This window comes from Leptospira kanakyensis, assembly GCF_004769235.1.
Taxonomy (GTDB): domain Bacteria; phylum Spirochaetota; class Leptospiria; order Leptospirales; family Leptospiraceae; genus Leptospira_A; species Leptospira_A kanakyensis.
The window spans coordinates 89,347-106,253 of the sequence record NZ_RQFG01000016.1; the positions used below are offsets into that span (position 1 = coordinate 89,347).

A 16,907-nucleotide genomic window follows, 5' to 3' on the forward strand; every position below is an offset into this window, starting at 1 on the left:
ATTTAGGGAAATCCATTGGATTTTTTGGGGAATGTACGAACAGAGTTTAAAAAAAATGAACAAATTGCCCGCAAAATCAGACATAAAGGCATTTTTATATTCTAGGATTCTTTTTTTGCTACGTGAGCCACTGCATTCCCAAATACAAAATTTTGGAACCGTACATTCTGAAACCCAACTTCTTTTAAAATTTCTGCGAGGGTCTCTTGGTCTGGGTAGGCTTTAGATGAATGAGGGAGGTAATCAAACATCTCATTCTCCTTTCCATAGAGTAAATACCCGAATATAGGCACTATTTTGAAAAAGTAAAAATCAGCGAAGTATTTCAAGAATTTGGGTCGCACTCGTCCCACATCCAAATTCACAAACACTCCATCTTTCTTTAGCACTCGTTTGATCTCATTTAAACATTTTTTGATATCGGATACGTTACGAAGGCCAAAACCCATTGTTACCAGATCAAAACTCCCATCGGCAAACTGGCTAAGGTTCATGGCATCTCCCAGAAGGAGTTTCACCCTGGGGTTTTCCGGAATCTTGTGGATGGCAAAAGACAACATCTTTTCCGAAAAATCGAGACCTACTACCTGTTCTAGGTTTGGATCTTGGGAAAGGCGTAGCGTAATGTCTCCTGTCCCACAGCAAAGGTCCAGGGCGGATTTGGCCAAAGGAACACTCTTTTTGGCCTCTCTGACCACCCAATCCTTCCAAATTCTGTGTAAGAAAAAACTATTCCAGTCGTTGAACCTATCGTAGGCTCTGGCAATTCCATCAAAATTCGTTCTTACATATTCCGGTTTCTTTTCTTGGGATGGCAGTTGGTATTGGTTCATAGAGGTCGATACATCCATGAATTGGACATTTTCAATTCCCGCAATTTTGATTTTTATTCTTCTTTTTTGTTTTTCACTCACATCCTTCTATTTTTTCTTTCGAATCGTTCTTGGACTTAAAAAATTAGAAGGAAAACAATTTCGGTCGGAAGTTTTTCCGAAAGAGCCAACAGAACAAGAATTGGAATTATTTTTTTCTCCACTGGAAAGAACCATCCAATGGTTGCCGACACTCGCATCTCTTGCCATGCTTCTCGGATTACTTGGAACGGTGATTGGAATTAATTCTGCCTTTGGTGCAATGGAAGCCCAAGGGAAAGTGAGTTTAGAAGTACTCGCAGGTGGAATCAAAGATGCACTGAACACAACAATTGCCGGTCTTTTGGTTGCGATTCCCTCTTTGTACTTTCATAGATTTGCAGAAAACAAAATCCGCCACATTTCGGAACTACTAGTCAAAGATTTTTCGAATCCACAATGAAACTTCGTAAATCTAGTTCTTATTCTTCCATTGACATTAGTAGTTTGATAGATGTACTTTTTATCCTACTCATCTTTTTAATGTTAGCAGTTCGGTTTACAGAGACAACTTCAACCTTACAACTTGACCTTCCTAAAACCAAAACGGAATCCATTGGAGAGGAATCACCTAAGTTTAAAATCCAAATCAACCAATTAGGAATTGTTTATATTGATGGGAAGGAAACCACAAAAGAATCTCTAACAAATCTAATTACGGAAAACGAAGATGGAAAATCTAGGATTGTTTTAGAAGTGGACCAAAAGGTGGAGTTTGGGGTTTTTGTTTTGGTAACAGATTTATTAAAATCGAAAGGGTATCAAAAAATAGACATTGTCACTCAAAAGGATTAGAGGTTTGTAATAAATCGATTAAAAATTTATATTTTTTGTTTTGAACTTTTTGTTCTAATATTTTTTTTCCTTTGTCTTCTGTTTGAATTGCGTTTAAAACTTCCGTTAGTTGGCCAAAGTTTTGTATCCTAATCAATTTTAAAATTTCCTTTTTTAGTTCAGGAGAGGAAAAATTCAAAAAACTTTGAACAATTTCTGCTTCCGATTCTTCTTGTTTAGCCGTTTGAATGATTTCGTTTGTATGGATAGGTCCTAGTTTTGATTTTTGTTTTAAACTTTCAGGAACTTCTTGTAACCGTGTCAATGGAATCTCAAAAGAAAATTCAGAACCAGCTCCCACAGAACTTTTTACGTGTATGGTTCCTCCTAAAAATTCAACTAGTTGTTGGCAGATGGAAAGACCAAGTCCTGTTCCTTCTTTATAAGAACTTCCTTGTTCTGTTTGTTGGAAAGCTTCAAAAATAGAATGTAATTGGTCACCTGGAATTCCAATTCCAGAATCTTTTACAATGAATCTAACTGTATCAAAAGATTGTTCTGGGTTACTTTCTATTTTGATTTCTAAACTGACAGAACCTTGGTTTGTAAACTTTAAGGCATTCCCAAGTAAATTAACAAGAATTTGGCGAATTTTCTGTAAATCGGCTTCATAAAAAGAGGAAGATATATTTTCAGCTCCAATGAGTTCTAAACTAATTGATTTTTCAGAAAAACGATAAGAAAACATAGAGAACAAAGTGTCCCAAAGTTGGACAAGGGAAAATTGTTCTCTTGATTCTGTCATCTTACCTGCTTCAATTTTTGCTAAATCCAAAATATCATTGATCATACCGAGTAAGTGCACTCCATTATCATAAAGAGAATTAACATACCCTTTTAAATGGCCCGGAAGGATTGGATCTTTTTCTAAAATTTGCGAAAATCCAATCACAGCATGGAGGGGAGTTCTTAGTTCATGTGTGATTTTTGAGAAAAAAACCGATTTTGAGCGGTTTGCTTTGATGGCAGCTTCCACTGCTTTCTGGAGTCTTTTGTTTTGGAGTTGGATTTTTTGCGAGTAGTCGTTTAACTTGTCTTCTGCGATTTTACGATCAGTAATATCGAATACAGTGGATTTACTAATGATAAAGTTCCCATCTTTGTCAAAAGTGGCAGTAGAATTTAAACTAATAAAAAATGTAGTTTTGTCTTTTCTCACAAACTCCAATTCAACACCAGTTAAATTTTCGTTAGGAAAAGAATTGGTTATGAGTCTGTATTTGTCTTGGCTACTTTCTGTCATTAAATCATTAAATTTAAAATTCCCAACAACTTCTTCTCTGGCATAACCTAACCAGTCTAATTCTGTATCATTGATAGAAACAATGATATTGTCTTTGTCGAGTGAATGATACCCACACGGAGCATTGTTATATAGATCCAAAATCCTTTCATAGGATTTCATCAAATTTTCTTCGGCAATTTTACGATTGGTGATATCATTCCCAATGGATAATACTTCGTAAGGGTATCCAAATTCATTTTTTAAAATTCGGTTGGACCAAGTAACGGTTCTTTTGTCACTTTCTCCAATAAAAACATCATACTCTTGGCGGATATTTTGTTCTGGTCTATGAAAGATATTCCATAATCGAGATTTTACTTCGTTAGATTTTTCTAATGGGATTTGAAATAAATCTAATACCACATCTTTACCTTCTGCTAGGTCCTTTGTGGTTTGAAAAAATTCTTCCGCATAGGGATTGATGGAATGGATTTTAAAATCAGGACTCCAACGAATGATGATGGAGTTTGCTGTATCGTAGATATCTTGGTATTGTTTTTCTTTTTCTCTGATGGTACGTTCAATTTCCTCAGAGTTACTTAAATTTTTTCTGAAAAGGATTAACCTAAGTTTTTTTTCCCTTAAATAGGCATGATAATAATAGTAAGTGAGTAATAACAATCCAAAGGTGAAGAGGGTTATTACGATTCCAGTGATCATTTAATTTCCAAAAGTAACATTGTCATGTCATCGGCAACTTTGCCACCAGAAAAACTCAAAACTTCCTTTTGAACAGATTCCAAAAACTCCTGAGAGGAAAGATGAATCCTGGATTCAATCAGCGTTTGAAATTTTTGATCTCCTAAATATTCTTCTTTATCATTAGGAACTTCAAACATTCCATCAGAAAATAAAAACAATCGATCTCCCGCCTTTAAAAAAATATCTTCATTTTCTGTATTGAGTTGGTCGGGAAACATCATCAGACAAAATCCTTTGGTTCCTAGTTTGATTATGTTTTTATCTCGGAGTAGGAACATATTATGATGTCCGGCCATGGAGTAGGAGAGCAAATTTTCTTCAGCTTTGTATCTTAAATAAATGGCACTAATGAAATGTGTACTGATGAGAGGGGTGAGGGTGTTGTGAATCCAAAATAGGCTTTCACTTGGTGACAAAAAGGATTTGTCCATGGTTTTGAATGTGATGATGGCCATTAGGGAAACCATGGCCGCTGCAATTCCATGCCCTGTTACATCTCCAAATAAAATATCCAAATCACCAGAAGGTAACAGATCGTAGGTGATGAGGTCACCTCCTACAAGTTCCATAGGTTTGTAAGAGGTATAAATTTGGTAAAGAGGCGAGGGAGGGAACTGGAATGTAACTAAATTTTCTTGGTTGGATTTTGCTAGTTCCAAATCTTTCTGGATGGCTTGCAAAAGATCGATCCTTTCTTTCTCTAAGGTTTTGATTTTGATATGAGTCCTTATCCTGGCAAGGATTTCTGATTCTTGAAAAGGTTTCGTAATGTAATCAACAGCTCCTGTTTCCAAACCTTTGACAATGTCACTAGTTTCGTTGAGTGCAGATAAAAAAAGGATGGGAGTGTTTTTTGACCTATCTGTAGCAAGCAGTCGTTTTGCGACATCAAGACCACTGAGCCCCGGTAACAAAATATCAAGTAAAATTAAATCAAAATCTAAGGCTTCTGCGAGTTCTAAAGCATATTCACCATCATAGGCAACCGCCACTTCATACCCTTGGCCAAGTAAAATATGAGTAATAATTTCAATATTTGTTTCGTTATCATCAACAACCAAAATTTTTGCTGCTTGTTTTGTCTGCACAATTCATGAAGGATTGAGAGTAAAAAACATTTGGCAAGAGATTTTTGGTATCGTTTGATTCTAAGAGACAAGAGAAATGAAAAAGATCATCCATATTGATATGGACGCATTTTATGCTTCTGTAGAACAAAGAGACTTTCCGGAAATGCGTGGAAAACCAGTAGTTGTTGGTGGATCTCCGCATTCACGGGGAGTCGTATGCGCCGCCAGTTATGAAGCAAGAAAATTTGGAGTTCGTTCTGCCATTCCTTGTTTCCAAGCATTTAAACTTTGTCCGGAAGCCATTTTCACTCCACCCCGATTTGAAGTTTATAAATCGATCTCAAAAGAAATTCGTTCTATATTCTTAGAGTATACTGATTTGGTAGAACCTTTGTCACTAGATGAAGCTTATTTGGATGTAACTTCGAATAAATTAGAAATTCCATTAGCAAGCACTATCGCCAAAGAAATTAGGAAAAAAATCTTTGAGAACACTGGGCTTACTTGTTCTGCAGGAGTCGCTCAAAATAAATTTTTAGCCAAAATGGCTTCCGAAAAAAATAAACCTAACGGACTTTATGTGGTTCTCCCTGGTGAGGAAGAAAAGTTTTTAAACGATATCCCCTTATATAACTTTCATGGGATTGGGAAAAAAACTTTTGAACGTTTATCCCAATTAGGATTTACCAAGGGGTCAGATCTCCGAAAGGCAGAGGAGTCCTATCTTGTCAGAGAGTTTGGAAAAATGGGAGCTGTGTTTTACCGCATGGCACGGGGAGTGGATGATCGGGAAGTGATTCCATTTCGTGATCCCAAATCCATTGGAGTGGAAACAACCTTTTCTCATGATTCAGAAGATTTTGCTTATTTACTGCTCACATTAGAAAATTTGTCCAAGGAATTAGAAATGCGGATGGGTCGTAAAAACAAACAAGGAAAAACACTGACCTTAAAAATCAAATTTGAAGATTTTACTGTAAAACAAAAATCTATTTCATCCGAATCTGTTTTCTACTTGGCAGACAATCTTTTCCAACAATCCTCGAATCTATTGGCCACAGTATGGAAGGAAAATATCGAACCATCTAGGAAAATCAGACTTCTTGGGATTTCTGTGACCAACTTTTCTACAGATACAATCAGTAAGGACCAACCTTCACTCTTCGGTTAAACTATGTTAGATAATGAAAATGATTTAGAATCTCTCGGACCATTAAAGGTACTTCGCGTCAAAGGAGACCCTGACGCACCAACAGTTGTGTTGTTTCATGGTTATGGGGCAAGTGCCTTTGATTTATATCCCATTCACGAAGTTTTAGTCACAGACCAAAAATTCAATTGGGTTTTCCCACATGGACATTTGAGTGTTCCACTGATGCCAGGTTATTCCGGTCGTGCTTGGTTTCCGATTGATATGGCAGCCTTGGAAGAAGCAATCCGTAAAAATGATTTTAGAAATTTCGCAGATAAAGACCCCGAAGGTATGGATGTCGCTAGACAAGCCGCTTATTTGATGTTAGATGCTATTGGAGTGCCCTGGAACCAACTTATTTTAGGTGGGTTTTCACAAGGTGCCATGCTTGCGACAGACCTCACTCTCCGAAAAGAGGAACTTTCTAAGGGGCTTATGATTCTTTCCGGCGCTTTAGTGAATGAATCTTTATGGAAAGAATTGGCTCCGAAAAAATCGCTTTTACGTTTTTTTCAATCACATGGTGAGTTTGATCCTATACTTGGTTATGCGAATGCTAAAAAACTCGAAAAATTACTTCGTAGTTCTGGACTTCTTGGTGAATTTATAGCTTTTAATGGTGGCCATGAAATCCCAGCACCCGTCATCCAAGGTGTCAGTCGATATTTGAATAGTTTATCGTAAATTTTTTATCAGATAGAATCCAGTTTGGATCTGTCTAATCAAACGGGTGGTTGTGATGAAACATTTTTTTCTTGTTTTCCTTTGTGTTGGTTTATGGCAAGGGGCTTCTGCCCAAGGGTTCGATCATAAACATAGTGTCTGGGACTCGATTCTTAAAAAGAATGTAAAAAACGGATTTGTTTCTTATAAAGGAATTCAGTCGGAAGAAGGTTCCTTTAAACAATATTTAGAATCTCTTTCGAAAGTGACCGAGGCCCAATACCAAGGTTTTAACGAAAAAGAAAAAATTAGTTTTTTAATCAACGCATACAATGCCTTCACAGTAAAACTCATTTTGGACCATTATCCGATTGAGAGTATTACAGAAATTGGATCTCCGTTTTCTAAAATCAATTTAGCAAGGGGCATCCCTTGGAAAAAAGAATTTTATTCTCTACTTGGGAAATCCAGACATCTTGATTGGATCGAACATGAAAAGTTAAGAAAGGATTTTAACGAACCAAGAATCCATTTTGCCATTGTTTGTGCCTCCATTGGTTGTCCTAACTTAGCTTCGGAAGCATACACAGCGGTTAATTTAGAAAAACAACTGCAATCAGCCAAACTCGGATTCTTAAAAAATCCAAAAAAGAACTCTTACGATAAAACAACGAACACTTTGTACTTAAGTAAAATCTTCAATTGGTTCCAAACAGATTTTACTAAAAAAACCACTCTCATTCAATATTTGCAAGATGGGTTTGAAGAAACAATCAAACCAGATGCAAAAATTGTGTATAATGAATACAACTGGGATCTAAACGAATTAAAATAGAAAATTGATTCAAAGTAGGGGAGTTTGGTTTTTCCTACTTTGGTGATTTTAAAATAGAACGCACAATAAAGTTTTTATCGATTTAAAAATGCTTAAACTAACTCAAATTCGTAAGTGATTTTTGCGGTTTTTTCAAGTGTTTTGGCAACAGAACAATACTTTTCTAAACTAAGATCAATCGCACGTTTTACTTGTTCTTCTTTAAATTCACCCGCGATTTTAAACTTCAAATGGATGTTTTTAAAGAGATTGGCTTCTTCTACTTTTTCTCTATCAGCATCTACTTCTACGGAATAGTCTTTCACTTCGATTCTATGTTTAGCTAAAATCATCAGAACATCAATGCTACTGCATCCAGCAAGTCCCATAATCAAAAGTTCCATGGGTCTTGGACCAGAATTTTTTCCACCAATTTCAGGGGAGGCATCGATACGAATGGAATTACCAGATTCATTCTTTGCTTCTAAAACGTAAGGAGATTCGATTCGATTCAGTTTGATATTCATAAGTATAAAATAGGCGGGTGCGAGAACCCGCCAAGTGTAAAAATTACTTATTTGGTTGTGGAGTGTAACGTAAATAAGGTTTGATGGTTTTAAATCCTTTTGGGAATTTTTTCTTCGCATCTTCATCAGAAACAGAAGGAACGATGATTGTGTCTTCGCCGTCTTTCCAGTTCGCAGGAGTAGCAACGCTAAACTGAGAAGTGAGTTGTAAAGAGTCAATCACACGTAAAAGTTCGTCAAAGTTTCTTCCAGTAGACGCAGGGTAAGTAAGAGTTAACTTTACTTTTTTGTCAGGTCCGACAACAAATACAGAACGAACCGTAGTGGTTTCACTTGCGTTAGGGTGGATCATATCATAAAGATTAGATACTTTACGGTCCGCATCAGCAATGATAGGATAATTGACTGTTGTACCTTGAGTTTCGTTGATATCAGAGATCCAACCTTTGTGGCTGTCCACAGGATCAACAGAAAGTGCGATCACTTTCACATTTCGTTTTTCGAACTCTGGTTTGATTTTTGCTACATATCCGAGTTCTGTTGTACAAACTGGAGTGTAGTCTTTCGGGTGAGAAAATAAAATCCCCCATCCTTGTCCTAAAAATTCATGAAAGTCAATTTTGCCTTCAGAGGTTTCCGCTTGGAAATTCGGTGCTTCGTCGCCTAAACGTAGTGCCATGGTTTTTCTCCTGTAAGATCAGTTATTCCAATTCTAAAATTCTTGTCCAAAAAGGCAAGAATTTGTTATACTTTATTGGATGAAATTTCCATTTTATTGAAATATTTCGCAGATTTCTTACTTTTTAGTCCGCGTAAAGGCCCCATCCCAGTCCGGATCCGGTGGAGTTTCGAGGTAGTACTGGCATCTTTCCCAAAGGAGTTTGCAGGCTTCGTCACCGTTTGTGGTGAGAAGGGTGTAGAATTTTTTACCTGCTTCCTCAAACTTGCGGTTCAAATAGGAGAAAAGGGCGGATTCATAAGCCTCAACGAATTGCTGGTCTTCCTCGTTTTCTTCTCCTTTTTTCGCACGAACTTCGTAGAGAGTGACTGGTTTTGTTTTTCCCTTTACTCGCACAATGTCTAGTTTCCTTGTGAAAAAATGATCTTTGATTTCATCCTGAACAAACTCAGAAACCAAAATACAAACTCCATAATCTTTTCCAGCGGCTTCGAGTCTTGCAGCCAAGTTGACTGTATCACCCATCATGGTGTATGATGCCAATGCATCGGTTCCCATAAATCCCACTTTCGCATAACCCATATTAAGCCCTATTCGGAACTTCATCGTATGTGCTTCTGGGATGTATTTATTTTCTTCTTTCCATTCTTTTTTTAGAACTTCTAGTTTATCCCGCATTTCTACACTCGCAGAAACTGCTTTTAAACAATGATTTTCTACATCGAGTGGGGCATTAAAAACGCCGACAATCGCATCCCCAATGTATTTGTCCAAAACCCCATCATGGTGTTTGAGGATGATGGTCATGGCTGATAAGTATTCGTTTAATAAATTCGCGAGTTCTTTTGAATTTAGTTTTTCTGAGATGGCACTAAAACCTGCGATATCGGAAAAAAATGCAGTGATGATTTTTTCACTTCCTTGTTTTAGTTTTTCTAAATCTTTGAGTGCTTCTCCCACAACCACTGGGTCCACCATACTTCCAAGAACCCCGCGCATTTTTTCACGATCTTTTAAACCCGAAACCATTTGGTTGAGTGCAACAGTTAGGTTCCCAAATTCATCATTGCCGCCATCGTCAAAATGAACATGGAGATTCCCTTGGCCCACATCTTCGGCACTTCTGATGATCTTTCTAATTTTTTGAACCACAACACCGGAGATAAAAATCGCAAATACAATTGCCACGAGACAGATCGTAATGGCAGTGAATACAATTTGATTTCGATTGTCTTTGATCGCACGAATCCCGTCTGTTCTATCGACTAAGGTGCGGATGAGGCCAGAAAAGTTATCACGTAACACTAAGTTTGGAACATTCTCTGATTCCAAAAGATGAGTCCCATCTAACTTCCACATAATTTCTTCGGATTCACTTCGGGAATGGCCAAAACTTCCATCCGGGAAAAGTTTTTTCAATTCTTTTGTTGGGGTTTCTTGTTCAGCAGAACTAATCCATTTACGAATGGCCCTCCAACGATTCCTTTGTGTTTCTCTGGCATCTGGATCTTGGTAATAACGTTCGTATTCGGTGGGATCTGTTTTGAATTTCATCAAAATCCAATCTTCCAAAGTTACATCTCGTAAACTTCGTAAAGCCTCAATTTTTTCCCAGTTTTCTGCTGCAATTGGATAGTTTGTGGTTACTTCATCAAAGATTTTATCTCTTTCATCAATGAGTTCGTTATATGATTTATAAAAACTTGTGAAGAGTTTGTCCTTAGCCGGTGGGATAGGCGGTTTTGCGTTTTTTAAAGTTTGAATCCGTTCTCGTAGTTTTGGAATGAGAATGTTTAGCTCATTGGTGATACGATAATCTTCCTTAATGACTTCTCGATAATCCCCTAAGCTAGATTTAACACTACTTAGGTTAAATGCTCTTTTTGTCGAATTCTGATGACGGAATAGGGGAGAGTGGAGGGCTTGGATTTCTCTCTCTTGCCATTCGTAAACATATTGTTTTTCGTTTTCATCTAAAGAGGAAATATCATCCGAAAGACGTTGGAAAGATTCCACAAGACTTTCTTCCATTTGATCAAACTGATCAATTTTTGCCAAAGGAGAAGTGTTGTCTATGATTTGTGTATCAAAAGAAGCAAGAGAGGTTTCTCCTTGGATCATGGCAGAAAGAGGAAAGGTTTGGATTCTAAAGAGTTGAGTGTCAAGACCCAGTTCTTCTAGTTTTCTTTTTTTGGAATCAGCATAGAACTTGGCAATGAAAAGATCCAATTGTGATTTATGATTTCGAATTTCTTTTTTTAGATTTTTAACATTGGTGTCCCAACTGGCTTTTTCCTCTGGGTTTTCAGGAGGAGTTTGTTTTTGGGCTTCTAAATATTTTTCTTCTCCCAAAACATAAGAAGAGGCAAGGTGAACCAGAGTGTTCCATTCTCTTTCACTGATGTTTCTGTTGGATGCTTCCCGAAGTTGTTGGCGTATTTCTTTTTCTAAAACATCTACATCATCTTTTGTGAGATAAACGGAAAAAAAAGTATCTACTTTCTTAACTACTTTGGATGTTCCGAGCGATCCAAATAAATTGGTTTGGAATCCAAATACCGAAACAGTTTTCTTTTTTGTAACAACTTTGGCAGTTCTGTATTTTTTTAATTCAACACGTTGCCTTTCGATTCTTAACTTAAATTCTTCAATTCGGATTAAGTTTTGCGATATATTCTCAATCTCCATAACCAAACTAGCGATAAAGTTTTTGGAAACGGCTGCTTGTTTTTCATAACTTTCGGACAGGATTGCCGTTTGTTGGCGGACAGTGATGATGGAAAGTAATAGGATGGTTAGGGCAATTAGGGTGCCCGTAAACCAAGCAAGTTTGGCTCTAATTCCTTCGGAAAGAATTTTCCAGACTAAAGTGAGTCCAGATCGGATCATTTTGAAGAATTCCATAGGGATGGATGAAACATGGAACTATGAGTTTCCAAGGCAAGGTTTTTTGTATTTCATTTTGTACTTTGTTAGGCGAAAAAGGATTTGATTTTGACCTTGGATGGTTCTTTCAATTTTGCTTGCTATTTTCCTATGTATCGGTATGGTTTTTGTAGCAAATGTCCATCAATCGTTTTGATTTACTCGCCATCGGGGGCGGTCCTGCCGCACAAAAAGCTGCTATCCAAGCAAGCAAAATGGGAAAAAAAGCAGCCATCATTGAAAAAGACCCTTACTTGGGTGGTGGTTGTGTTCATTACGGAACCATCCCTTCCAAATCTTTACAAGAAACAAGCCGCTTCTACCGGAACTTAAAGTTGTCCAAACTTCATGGACTCCAATCTCCGCAAACGGCAACACTCACTTTGCAAGAGCTTATGTTTCGCGCATCCACAGTCATTGAAAAAGAAGAGGATGTGACTCGAGAACAAATGATTGAAAATCGTGTGACAACCCTAACTGGTTGGGGACAAATCATCGATGCCCATCATGTAGAAGTGACAGACTCTGCTGGTAGAAAAAAAGTCTACGAAACAGAAAATATCCTAATTGCTACAGGGAGTAGTCCACGTAGACCCGCAAACGAAAACATTCCTTTTGAAGATGGATTGGTTTATGATAGCGATGGGCTCTTTGCCATGAAAAAGATGCCTACCTCTCTCGCAGTGGTGGGAGCAGGGATCATTGGTTCCGAATATGCTACTATTTTTTCTCATATTGGAGTGCAAGTTCATCTCTTTGATTCGCAGAGCCGGATTCTTGGATTTTTGGATGAAGACGTATCCAATGAAATGACTCGGATCATGCAACAATCAGGGATATCCATCCATGTTGATTCTTCGATTACAAATTATAAAAAACTTCCCAATGAAGATGGGTATGAACTCACAACTAACAAAGGTGAAGTGGTTCGTGTCAACCAGGTTCTAATTTCTCGGGGTCGATTGGGGAATGTTGACAATTTAGGATTAGAATCTGTTGGAATCATTCCCAATGACAGAAAACAAATTTTAGTGAACGAAAACTACCAAACCAATGTTTCCAATATTTATGCCTGTGGTGATGTGATTGGATTCCCCAGTTTGGCCTCCGTGTCTATGTACCAAGGTGCCTATGTCGCAAAGCATATGTTTGGTCATCCATCAGTTCCAGTGGATGCAGAAGAATTTCCTATTGGAATTTATACATTACCAGAAATCGCAACCATTGGACCTACAGAAGAAGCACTCAAAGCTCGAGGGGTTTCTTATGGAGTGGGTATGGCAAAGTTTGATACCATCACTCGTGCCCAAATCAGTGGAGACCAAGTAGGACTTTTAAAAATCCTTTTTGACAAACAATCCAGACGAGTTTTGGGTGTTCACATCATTTCGGACAAGGCAACGGAACTCATTGCCCTTGGACAGTGTGTGGTAAATCTCAAGGCACCCATTGAGTACTTCACCGAACACATTTTTAATTACCCAACAATGATTGGGGCTTATAAAAATGCCGCGAATGACGCCCTTTTAAGAGAAAAATAATCTTGGTTTCCATGAGAATCTGACCTATCCCGGTTGTTTACTTTTATAGAGAGGAACGGGATTTTACTTGTCAGAGACTCGGTTTTACCAACACATACAAGATTGTGTCAGACAAAGCTGTCTCTATGAGTCAAATTTATGAAAGAAGCCATAAACGTATTTATGACTTCCTCTACAAGTACACTCAAAATGCGGACACGGCGATGGATTTGATGCAAGATAGCTTCTTAAGTTTCCATAAGCACTACGGCGATGCCGGTCTCTCGGAAGAGAAGTCCGTCATGGTTTTATATACGATTGCTCGCAATTTGTCGATTAATTATGCTAAAAAGTTTTCTACCACAAGAGAGATTGTTTCTGATGAAATCGAATTTCATAGCCACAATCCTAAATTGGAAACAAAAGCCGAATATCAGGACTTAGAAGACAGGCTCTATTCTTTTTTAGTGGAGTTGTCGGAAGAGGAACGTTCTGCTCTGTTACTTAAAAATGTGGAAGGATTTCAGCTGGTGCAAATCGCTGAAGTTTTGGGTGTTTCGGTTTCTACGGCTTCTCGTTTGGTCATTAGGGCCACGGAGAAGGTGTTAGCAATTGCTAAGAGAGAGAATCTGGTACCGGATTAAATCAATGAACGAATTTGATAAGCAACATACAATCGCTAAATGGGAAGAACTCTTACGAAAACCTTCAAAGGTGACTGAGTCCAGAGAATTTCCATCTTGGGAAGTTGTCTCCAAACGAAACATCCAATTCGAGTACAATCCTAAGTCAGTTTCCAATTCCAATGTAGTATCTTTTTTTCGCAAACCATTAGGCCTTGCTGTTGTGGGGGGATCTGTTCTCTCGCTTGCTGCTACAATATTTTTGTTTTTTTTACTGAATCCAAATTCCTCAAAAACAAACGGAACCGATCTAGCAAATGTATCTAATGCTAAATCATCGAAAGAAATCAGTTCTCCTCTAAAAGTCATCGTTTCTTCTATTAAAGGAAAGGTTTCTGTCCTCCCCGAAGGAAGTTCTAATCCAGTGCCACTCGTCAAAAGTTATCAATTGGCTTCGGGGGACGTTGTCATTACCGAAGGATCCGCACAGATTGATTTGGATTTTGAAACAGGATCTTGGATGCGAATCACTCCAAATTCAGAAGTGGTTATCGACTTAATTGAAAAAACAAACGAAGCCCAATCACAAAAGTTTTCTGTTAAAAAAGGCAAGTTATTTGCCTCTGTTTCGAAACTATCGAAAGACAGCCAATTTGTTGTCCAAGCCGGCGAGCACCTTACGCAAGTTAGAGGGACTGTTTTTAGTGTCCAATTTGATGGAACCACTGAGTTGGTTGCTGTAAGAGAAGGTTCTGTTGCCGTAGGAGATTTAGTTCTATCAGCAAAACAACAAACGGCTGTCAAACTAGGGGAACCGGTGGCCGCTACTGCCTCACCAGTCAATTCGAAAGAAGAAAAGGAACTCAAAGCCTTCCAAACCCAAACTGTCCTTGCTCGTGAGTCAAAACTGTATGAAGAACATGCAAGATTAGAACTAGTACGATTGGAAGATGGAACCGAATACAGAGGTGTGATCCTTGGACAATCAGAAACTCATCTCCACTTCAAAGGATTGGAAGGACTTATCGAAATCCCGATCCAAAAGATTTTAGAAACAGAAAAAATCCGTTAATCTTTATAAGTTTTTGACAATTTTGTCTTTTTCTGAGAAGGTCTTCCCTAACACCCTAGGGGAATACCTTAAAAGAAATCATGTCTCAGAATCACAAAAAAACCTTTCGCTTTCACTATCTTATCGATAAAGAATTCCAGTTAAAGTTTTTAGCTCATTATTCTCTTTTGTTTATCTCTGGAGTTCTTGTGACTTTAGGTTTTCTTTATTGGTTGAATCAATCTAAATACGATGGTGGTGCAGTATTTCGACTCCGCCAAGATGCACAAACTGTGTTTTGGAAAGTGGAAAATGAAGATGCAGATCCAGGCGAAGCGAAAGAGAAATTTGTGCCTCGTGAAATTTACCTACCTAACTACGACCATCAATTGAATATGTATACCATTCAATTTGATGCAGTGGTCACACTGTCTGTATTGTATTTACTTTTAATCACAGTGTTTTCTGTTTTTAAATCTCATAAAATGGCAGGTCCTGTTTTTAGTATCAAACGTTCCTTACAAAGGATGGCATCTGGCGAACCCATTGAAACCATTCGCATTCGTAAGGGAGATGAATTTCAGGAACTTGTGGAAGTGCTGAATGAAGTCATCCAAAAACGAGTTGCTGATAGCGGGAAGAAGTAAGCATAATTTAACTATGTCGCATTGCCCCGGAAGAGCCCCCGCCCTGATTGGGTGGTGGAGGTGGGCCTTGTGGGCTTTCTTTCCCAAAAACTACACCTAGCAGAATTCTCCCAATCTTTCAATCCGGTCTCTAGATCCTCCATTTTTTCTTCTTATTTGTTCGTGTTTTGCACTTGGATTCTTATCACAATCCACTTTGTGAATTCTATTCTTTCTTTTGGAAAACCAACCAACCCAAGTAACTCATTGGTAGATAAGCACCAACTAAGTCTAGGGCAATAAACCAAAGGGGAGAAGGTAACATCAGAATGTTGATGGTTCCACCAATAAGGAAAAAAATTCCAACTACAAATGAAGAAAGTAGAGCATGAGAGGTCACAAACCGAGAAACAAATCCAGACCCAACCAAGGTGCCGAGTGCATGGGCCAAAAATGGAAATAGAAAATGTTTGGGTTCGAATCGATGGATGGATGCTTTTAAACCTTCCATTGTGGTAACATCAGCTCCTTCTGGGGGCGGAATGATTTTCCCACTAACCATGATGATTCCCATATTCACGATACTTCCTAAGACGATACCAAGTAAAACAAAAACTATAATTTTCAAAACCTTGATCATTGACTTACCCTTGTAATGGATTAGAGAAAGACTTGATTTTATACTAAACGACATTCTTTGTAAATCTAGTTTTTGCGATTTGAATTCTGAATCAGCAAAATAAGTAGTTACCATTTTATTGCATACAACAGAAAAAATAATAAAAATTTATAAAGTAATAACAAGCGCTACATTTCAATTATTGCATCTCCATCTATTTTATATCAAAAACAACTAAAAAAGTGCGCAATGTTTTTGACACTGAATTTTAAATTTCATTGACCAGGTGAATTATATAATTTCAAACTAATCATAGTTTGCTGACTATAACGTCGCCTCCGTTAGGTTGTACGTCGTATTTGAAGCATTCAAAATTAATTTATTTAAGGGTTATATGAGAATAATTAAAGTTTTGTTTATCGTAGGTGCATTGGCTTTGGTTTTAAATTGTGAGAAAAAAAAAGAAACAGCATGCGCTGAAGATATCGTTTGTTCCTATCTACTAGTAAATTCTACTGTAAAAGGTAATATAAACATTACTGCTTCAACAGGTGCACTGAGCAATGCAACAAATTATAATGTCGCAGTGTATAGTGCTGCTAATTGTGAAGGAACGGCAGCAACATCTACCCAATTCAGTAACACTGGGCTTCAAAGTACTTATCTAATGGGGTTTCCGTCAAATACGCAATATTCTGTCAGGGCATTCACTAACAATAATAGCTTGTCTATTTGTTCTTCTTCATTTTCTTTCAACATTGATAAGCAAACCTATAACTGCCAAATCGGTTCCACTGCTATCACTTGTAATTAAGTTATAGGTCGTAAAAATTGATAAGGAGAACGGCATCCATTTTCTATTGATG

The 16,907-nt window shown here is 37.7% G+C and carries 17 protein-coding genes; 10 read left to right on the forward strand and 7 right to left on the reverse strand.

The window, feature by feature from the left end; genetic code table 11:
- Positions 1–101: 101 nt before the first annotated feature.
- The gene (locus EHQ16_RS11570; RefSeq protein ID WP_135632012.1) at positions 102–833 is read right to left on the reverse strand and encodes a ubiquinone/menaquinone biosynthesis methyltransferase; all 732 of its coding nucleotides are present in this window, start codon (positions 831–833) and stop codon (positions 102–104) included.
- Between the two features lie 16 nt (positions 834–849).
- Between EHQ16_RS11570 and EHQ16_RS11575 the strand changes: the two genes are divergently transcribed.
- Positions 850–1,314, forward strand: coding sequence for a MotA/TolQ/ExbB proton channel family protein (locus EHQ16_RS11575; RefSeq protein ID WP_208742287.1), 465 nt, complete (start codon positions 850–852; stop codon positions 1,312–1,314).
- Positions 1,311–1,706 carry an ExbD/TolR family protein gene (locus EHQ16_RS11580; protein WP_135632011.1) on the forward strand — a complete coding sequence of 132 codons (396 nt, stop codon included), beginning with the start codon at positions 1,311–1,313 and terminating at the stop codon, positions 1,704–1,706. Before EHQ16_RS11575 ends, EHQ16_RS11580 begins: the two co-directional genes overlap by 4 nt.
- Here the strand turns inward: EHQ16_RS11580 and EHQ16_RS11585 are convergent.
- Both EHQ16_RS11585 and EHQ16_RS11590 read right to left on the reverse strand, forming a co-directional pair.
- Positions 1,690–3,690, reverse strand: coding sequence for a PAS domain-containing sensor histidine kinase (locus EHQ16_RS11585; protein ID WP_135632010.1), 2,001 nt, complete (start codon positions 3,688–3,690; stop codon positions 1,690–1,692). The genes EHQ16_RS11580 and EHQ16_RS11585 overlap by 17 nt on opposite strands.
- Positions 3,687–4,820 carry a PP2C family protein-serine/threonine phosphatase gene (locus tag EHQ16_RS11590; protein ID WP_208742288.1) on the reverse strand — a complete coding sequence of 378 codons (1,134 nt, stop codon included), beginning with the start codon at positions 4,818–4,820 and terminating at the stop codon, positions 3,687–3,689. Before EHQ16_RS11590 ends, EHQ16_RS11585 begins: the two co-directional genes overlap by 4 nt.
- 76 nt (positions 4,821–4,896) lie before the next feature.
- Here EHQ16_RS11590 and dinB point away from each other — a divergent pair, with 76 nt between their 5' ends.
- From dinB to EHQ16_RS11605, 3 genes are read left to right on the forward strand one after another with little or no spacing between them, the layout of a single operon-like run.
- Positions 4,897–5,973 carry a DNA polymerase IV gene (gene dinB / locus EHQ16_RS11595; protein ID WP_135632008.1) on the forward strand — a complete coding sequence of 359 codons (1,077 nt, stop codon included), beginning with the start codon at positions 4,897–4,899 and terminating at the stop codon, positions 5,971–5,973.
- A gap of 3 nt (positions 5,974–5,976) precedes the next feature.
- Positions 5,977–6,678 (forward strand): alpha/beta hydrolase, encoded by a 702-nt coding sequence (locus EHQ16_RS11600; protein WP_135632007.1) that lies wholly within the window; start codon positions 5,977–5,979, stop codon positions 6,676–6,678.
- Between the two features lie 55 nt (positions 6,679–6,733).
- On the forward strand, positions 6,734–7,492 hold the full coding sequence (locus tag EHQ16_RS11605; RefSeq protein WP_135632006.1) for a DUF547 domain-containing protein: 759 nt from the start codon (positions 6,734–6,736) through the stop codon (positions 7,490–7,492).
- Positions 7,493–7,584: 92 nt separating this feature from the next.
- Here the strand turns inward: EHQ16_RS11605 and EHQ16_RS11610 are convergent, their stop codons facing one another.
- The 3 genes from EHQ16_RS11610 to EHQ16_RS11620 all read right to left on the reverse strand — a co-directional run bounded on the left by EHQ16_RS11610 (position 7,585) and on the right by EHQ16_RS11620 (position 11,566).
- The gene (locus EHQ16_RS11610) at positions 7,585–7,998 is read right to left on the reverse strand and encodes an OsmC family protein (RefSeq protein ID WP_135632005.1); all 414 of its coding nucleotides are present in this window, start codon (positions 7,996–7,998) and stop codon (positions 7,585–7,587) included.
- Between the two features lie 43 nt (positions 7,999–8,041).
- Complete coding sequence (locus EHQ16_RS11615) at positions 8,042–8,677, reverse strand: peroxiredoxin (protein WP_135601081.1); 636 nt, start codon at positions 8,675–8,677, stop codon at positions 8,042–8,044.
- A 117-nt stretch (positions 8,678–8,794) separates the two neighbouring features.
- A complete protein-coding gene (locus EHQ16_RS11620) occupies positions 8,795–11,566 on the reverse strand; it encodes an adenylate/guanylate cyclase domain-containing protein (protein ID WP_135632004.1) in 2,772 nt (923 codons plus the stop codon).
- A gap of 173 nt (positions 11,567–11,739) precedes the next feature.
- On the opposite strand from EHQ16_RS11620, the gene sthA reads away from it, so the two are divergent.
- The 4 genes from sthA to EHQ16_RS11640 all read left to right on the forward strand — a co-directional run bounded on the left by sthA (position 11,740) and on the right by EHQ16_RS11640 (position 15,443).
- Entirely contained in the window at positions 11,740–13,143 is a 1,404-nt protein-coding gene (gene sthA, locus EHQ16_RS11625; RefSeq protein ID WP_135632003.1) for a Si-specific NAD(P)(+) transhydrogenase, read from the forward strand.
- Between the two features lie 125 nt (positions 13,144–13,268).
- Positions 13,269–13,766 carry an RNA polymerase sigma factor gene (locus tag EHQ16_RS11630; RefSeq protein ID WP_135632002.1) on the forward strand — a complete coding sequence of 166 codons (498 nt, stop codon included), beginning with the start codon at positions 13,269–13,271 and terminating at the stop codon, positions 13,764–13,766.
- 4 nt (positions 13,767–13,770) lie between these two features.
- Positions 13,771–14,817 (forward strand): FecR domain-containing protein, encoded by a 1,047-nt coding sequence (locus EHQ16_RS11635; protein ID WP_135632001.1) that lies wholly within the window; start codon positions 13,771–13,773, stop codon positions 14,815–14,817.
- An 80-nt stretch (positions 14,818–14,897) separates the two neighbouring features.
- On the forward strand, positions 14,898–15,443 hold the full coding sequence (locus EHQ16_RS11640) for a hypothetical protein (protein ID WP_135632000.1): 546 nt from the start codon (positions 14,898–14,900) through the stop codon (positions 15,441–15,443).
- Between the two features lie 205 nt (positions 15,444–15,648).
- On the opposite strand, the gene EHQ16_RS11645 is transcribed toward EHQ16_RS11640, so the two are convergent.
- Positions 15,649–16,062, reverse strand: a complete 414-nt coding sequence (locus EHQ16_RS11645; protein WP_135631999.1) for a hypothetical protein — start codon at positions 16,060–16,062, stop codon at positions 15,649–15,651.
- 373 nt (positions 16,063–16,435) lie between these two features.
- Between EHQ16_RS11645 and EHQ16_RS11650 the strand changes: the two genes are divergently transcribed.
- Positions 16,436–16,855 carry a hypothetical protein gene (locus tag EHQ16_RS11650; protein ID WP_135631998.1) on the forward strand — a complete coding sequence of 140 codons (420 nt, stop codon included), beginning with the start codon at positions 16,436–16,438 and terminating at the stop codon, positions 16,853–16,855.
- Positions 16,856–16,907 lie beyond the last annotated feature (52 nt).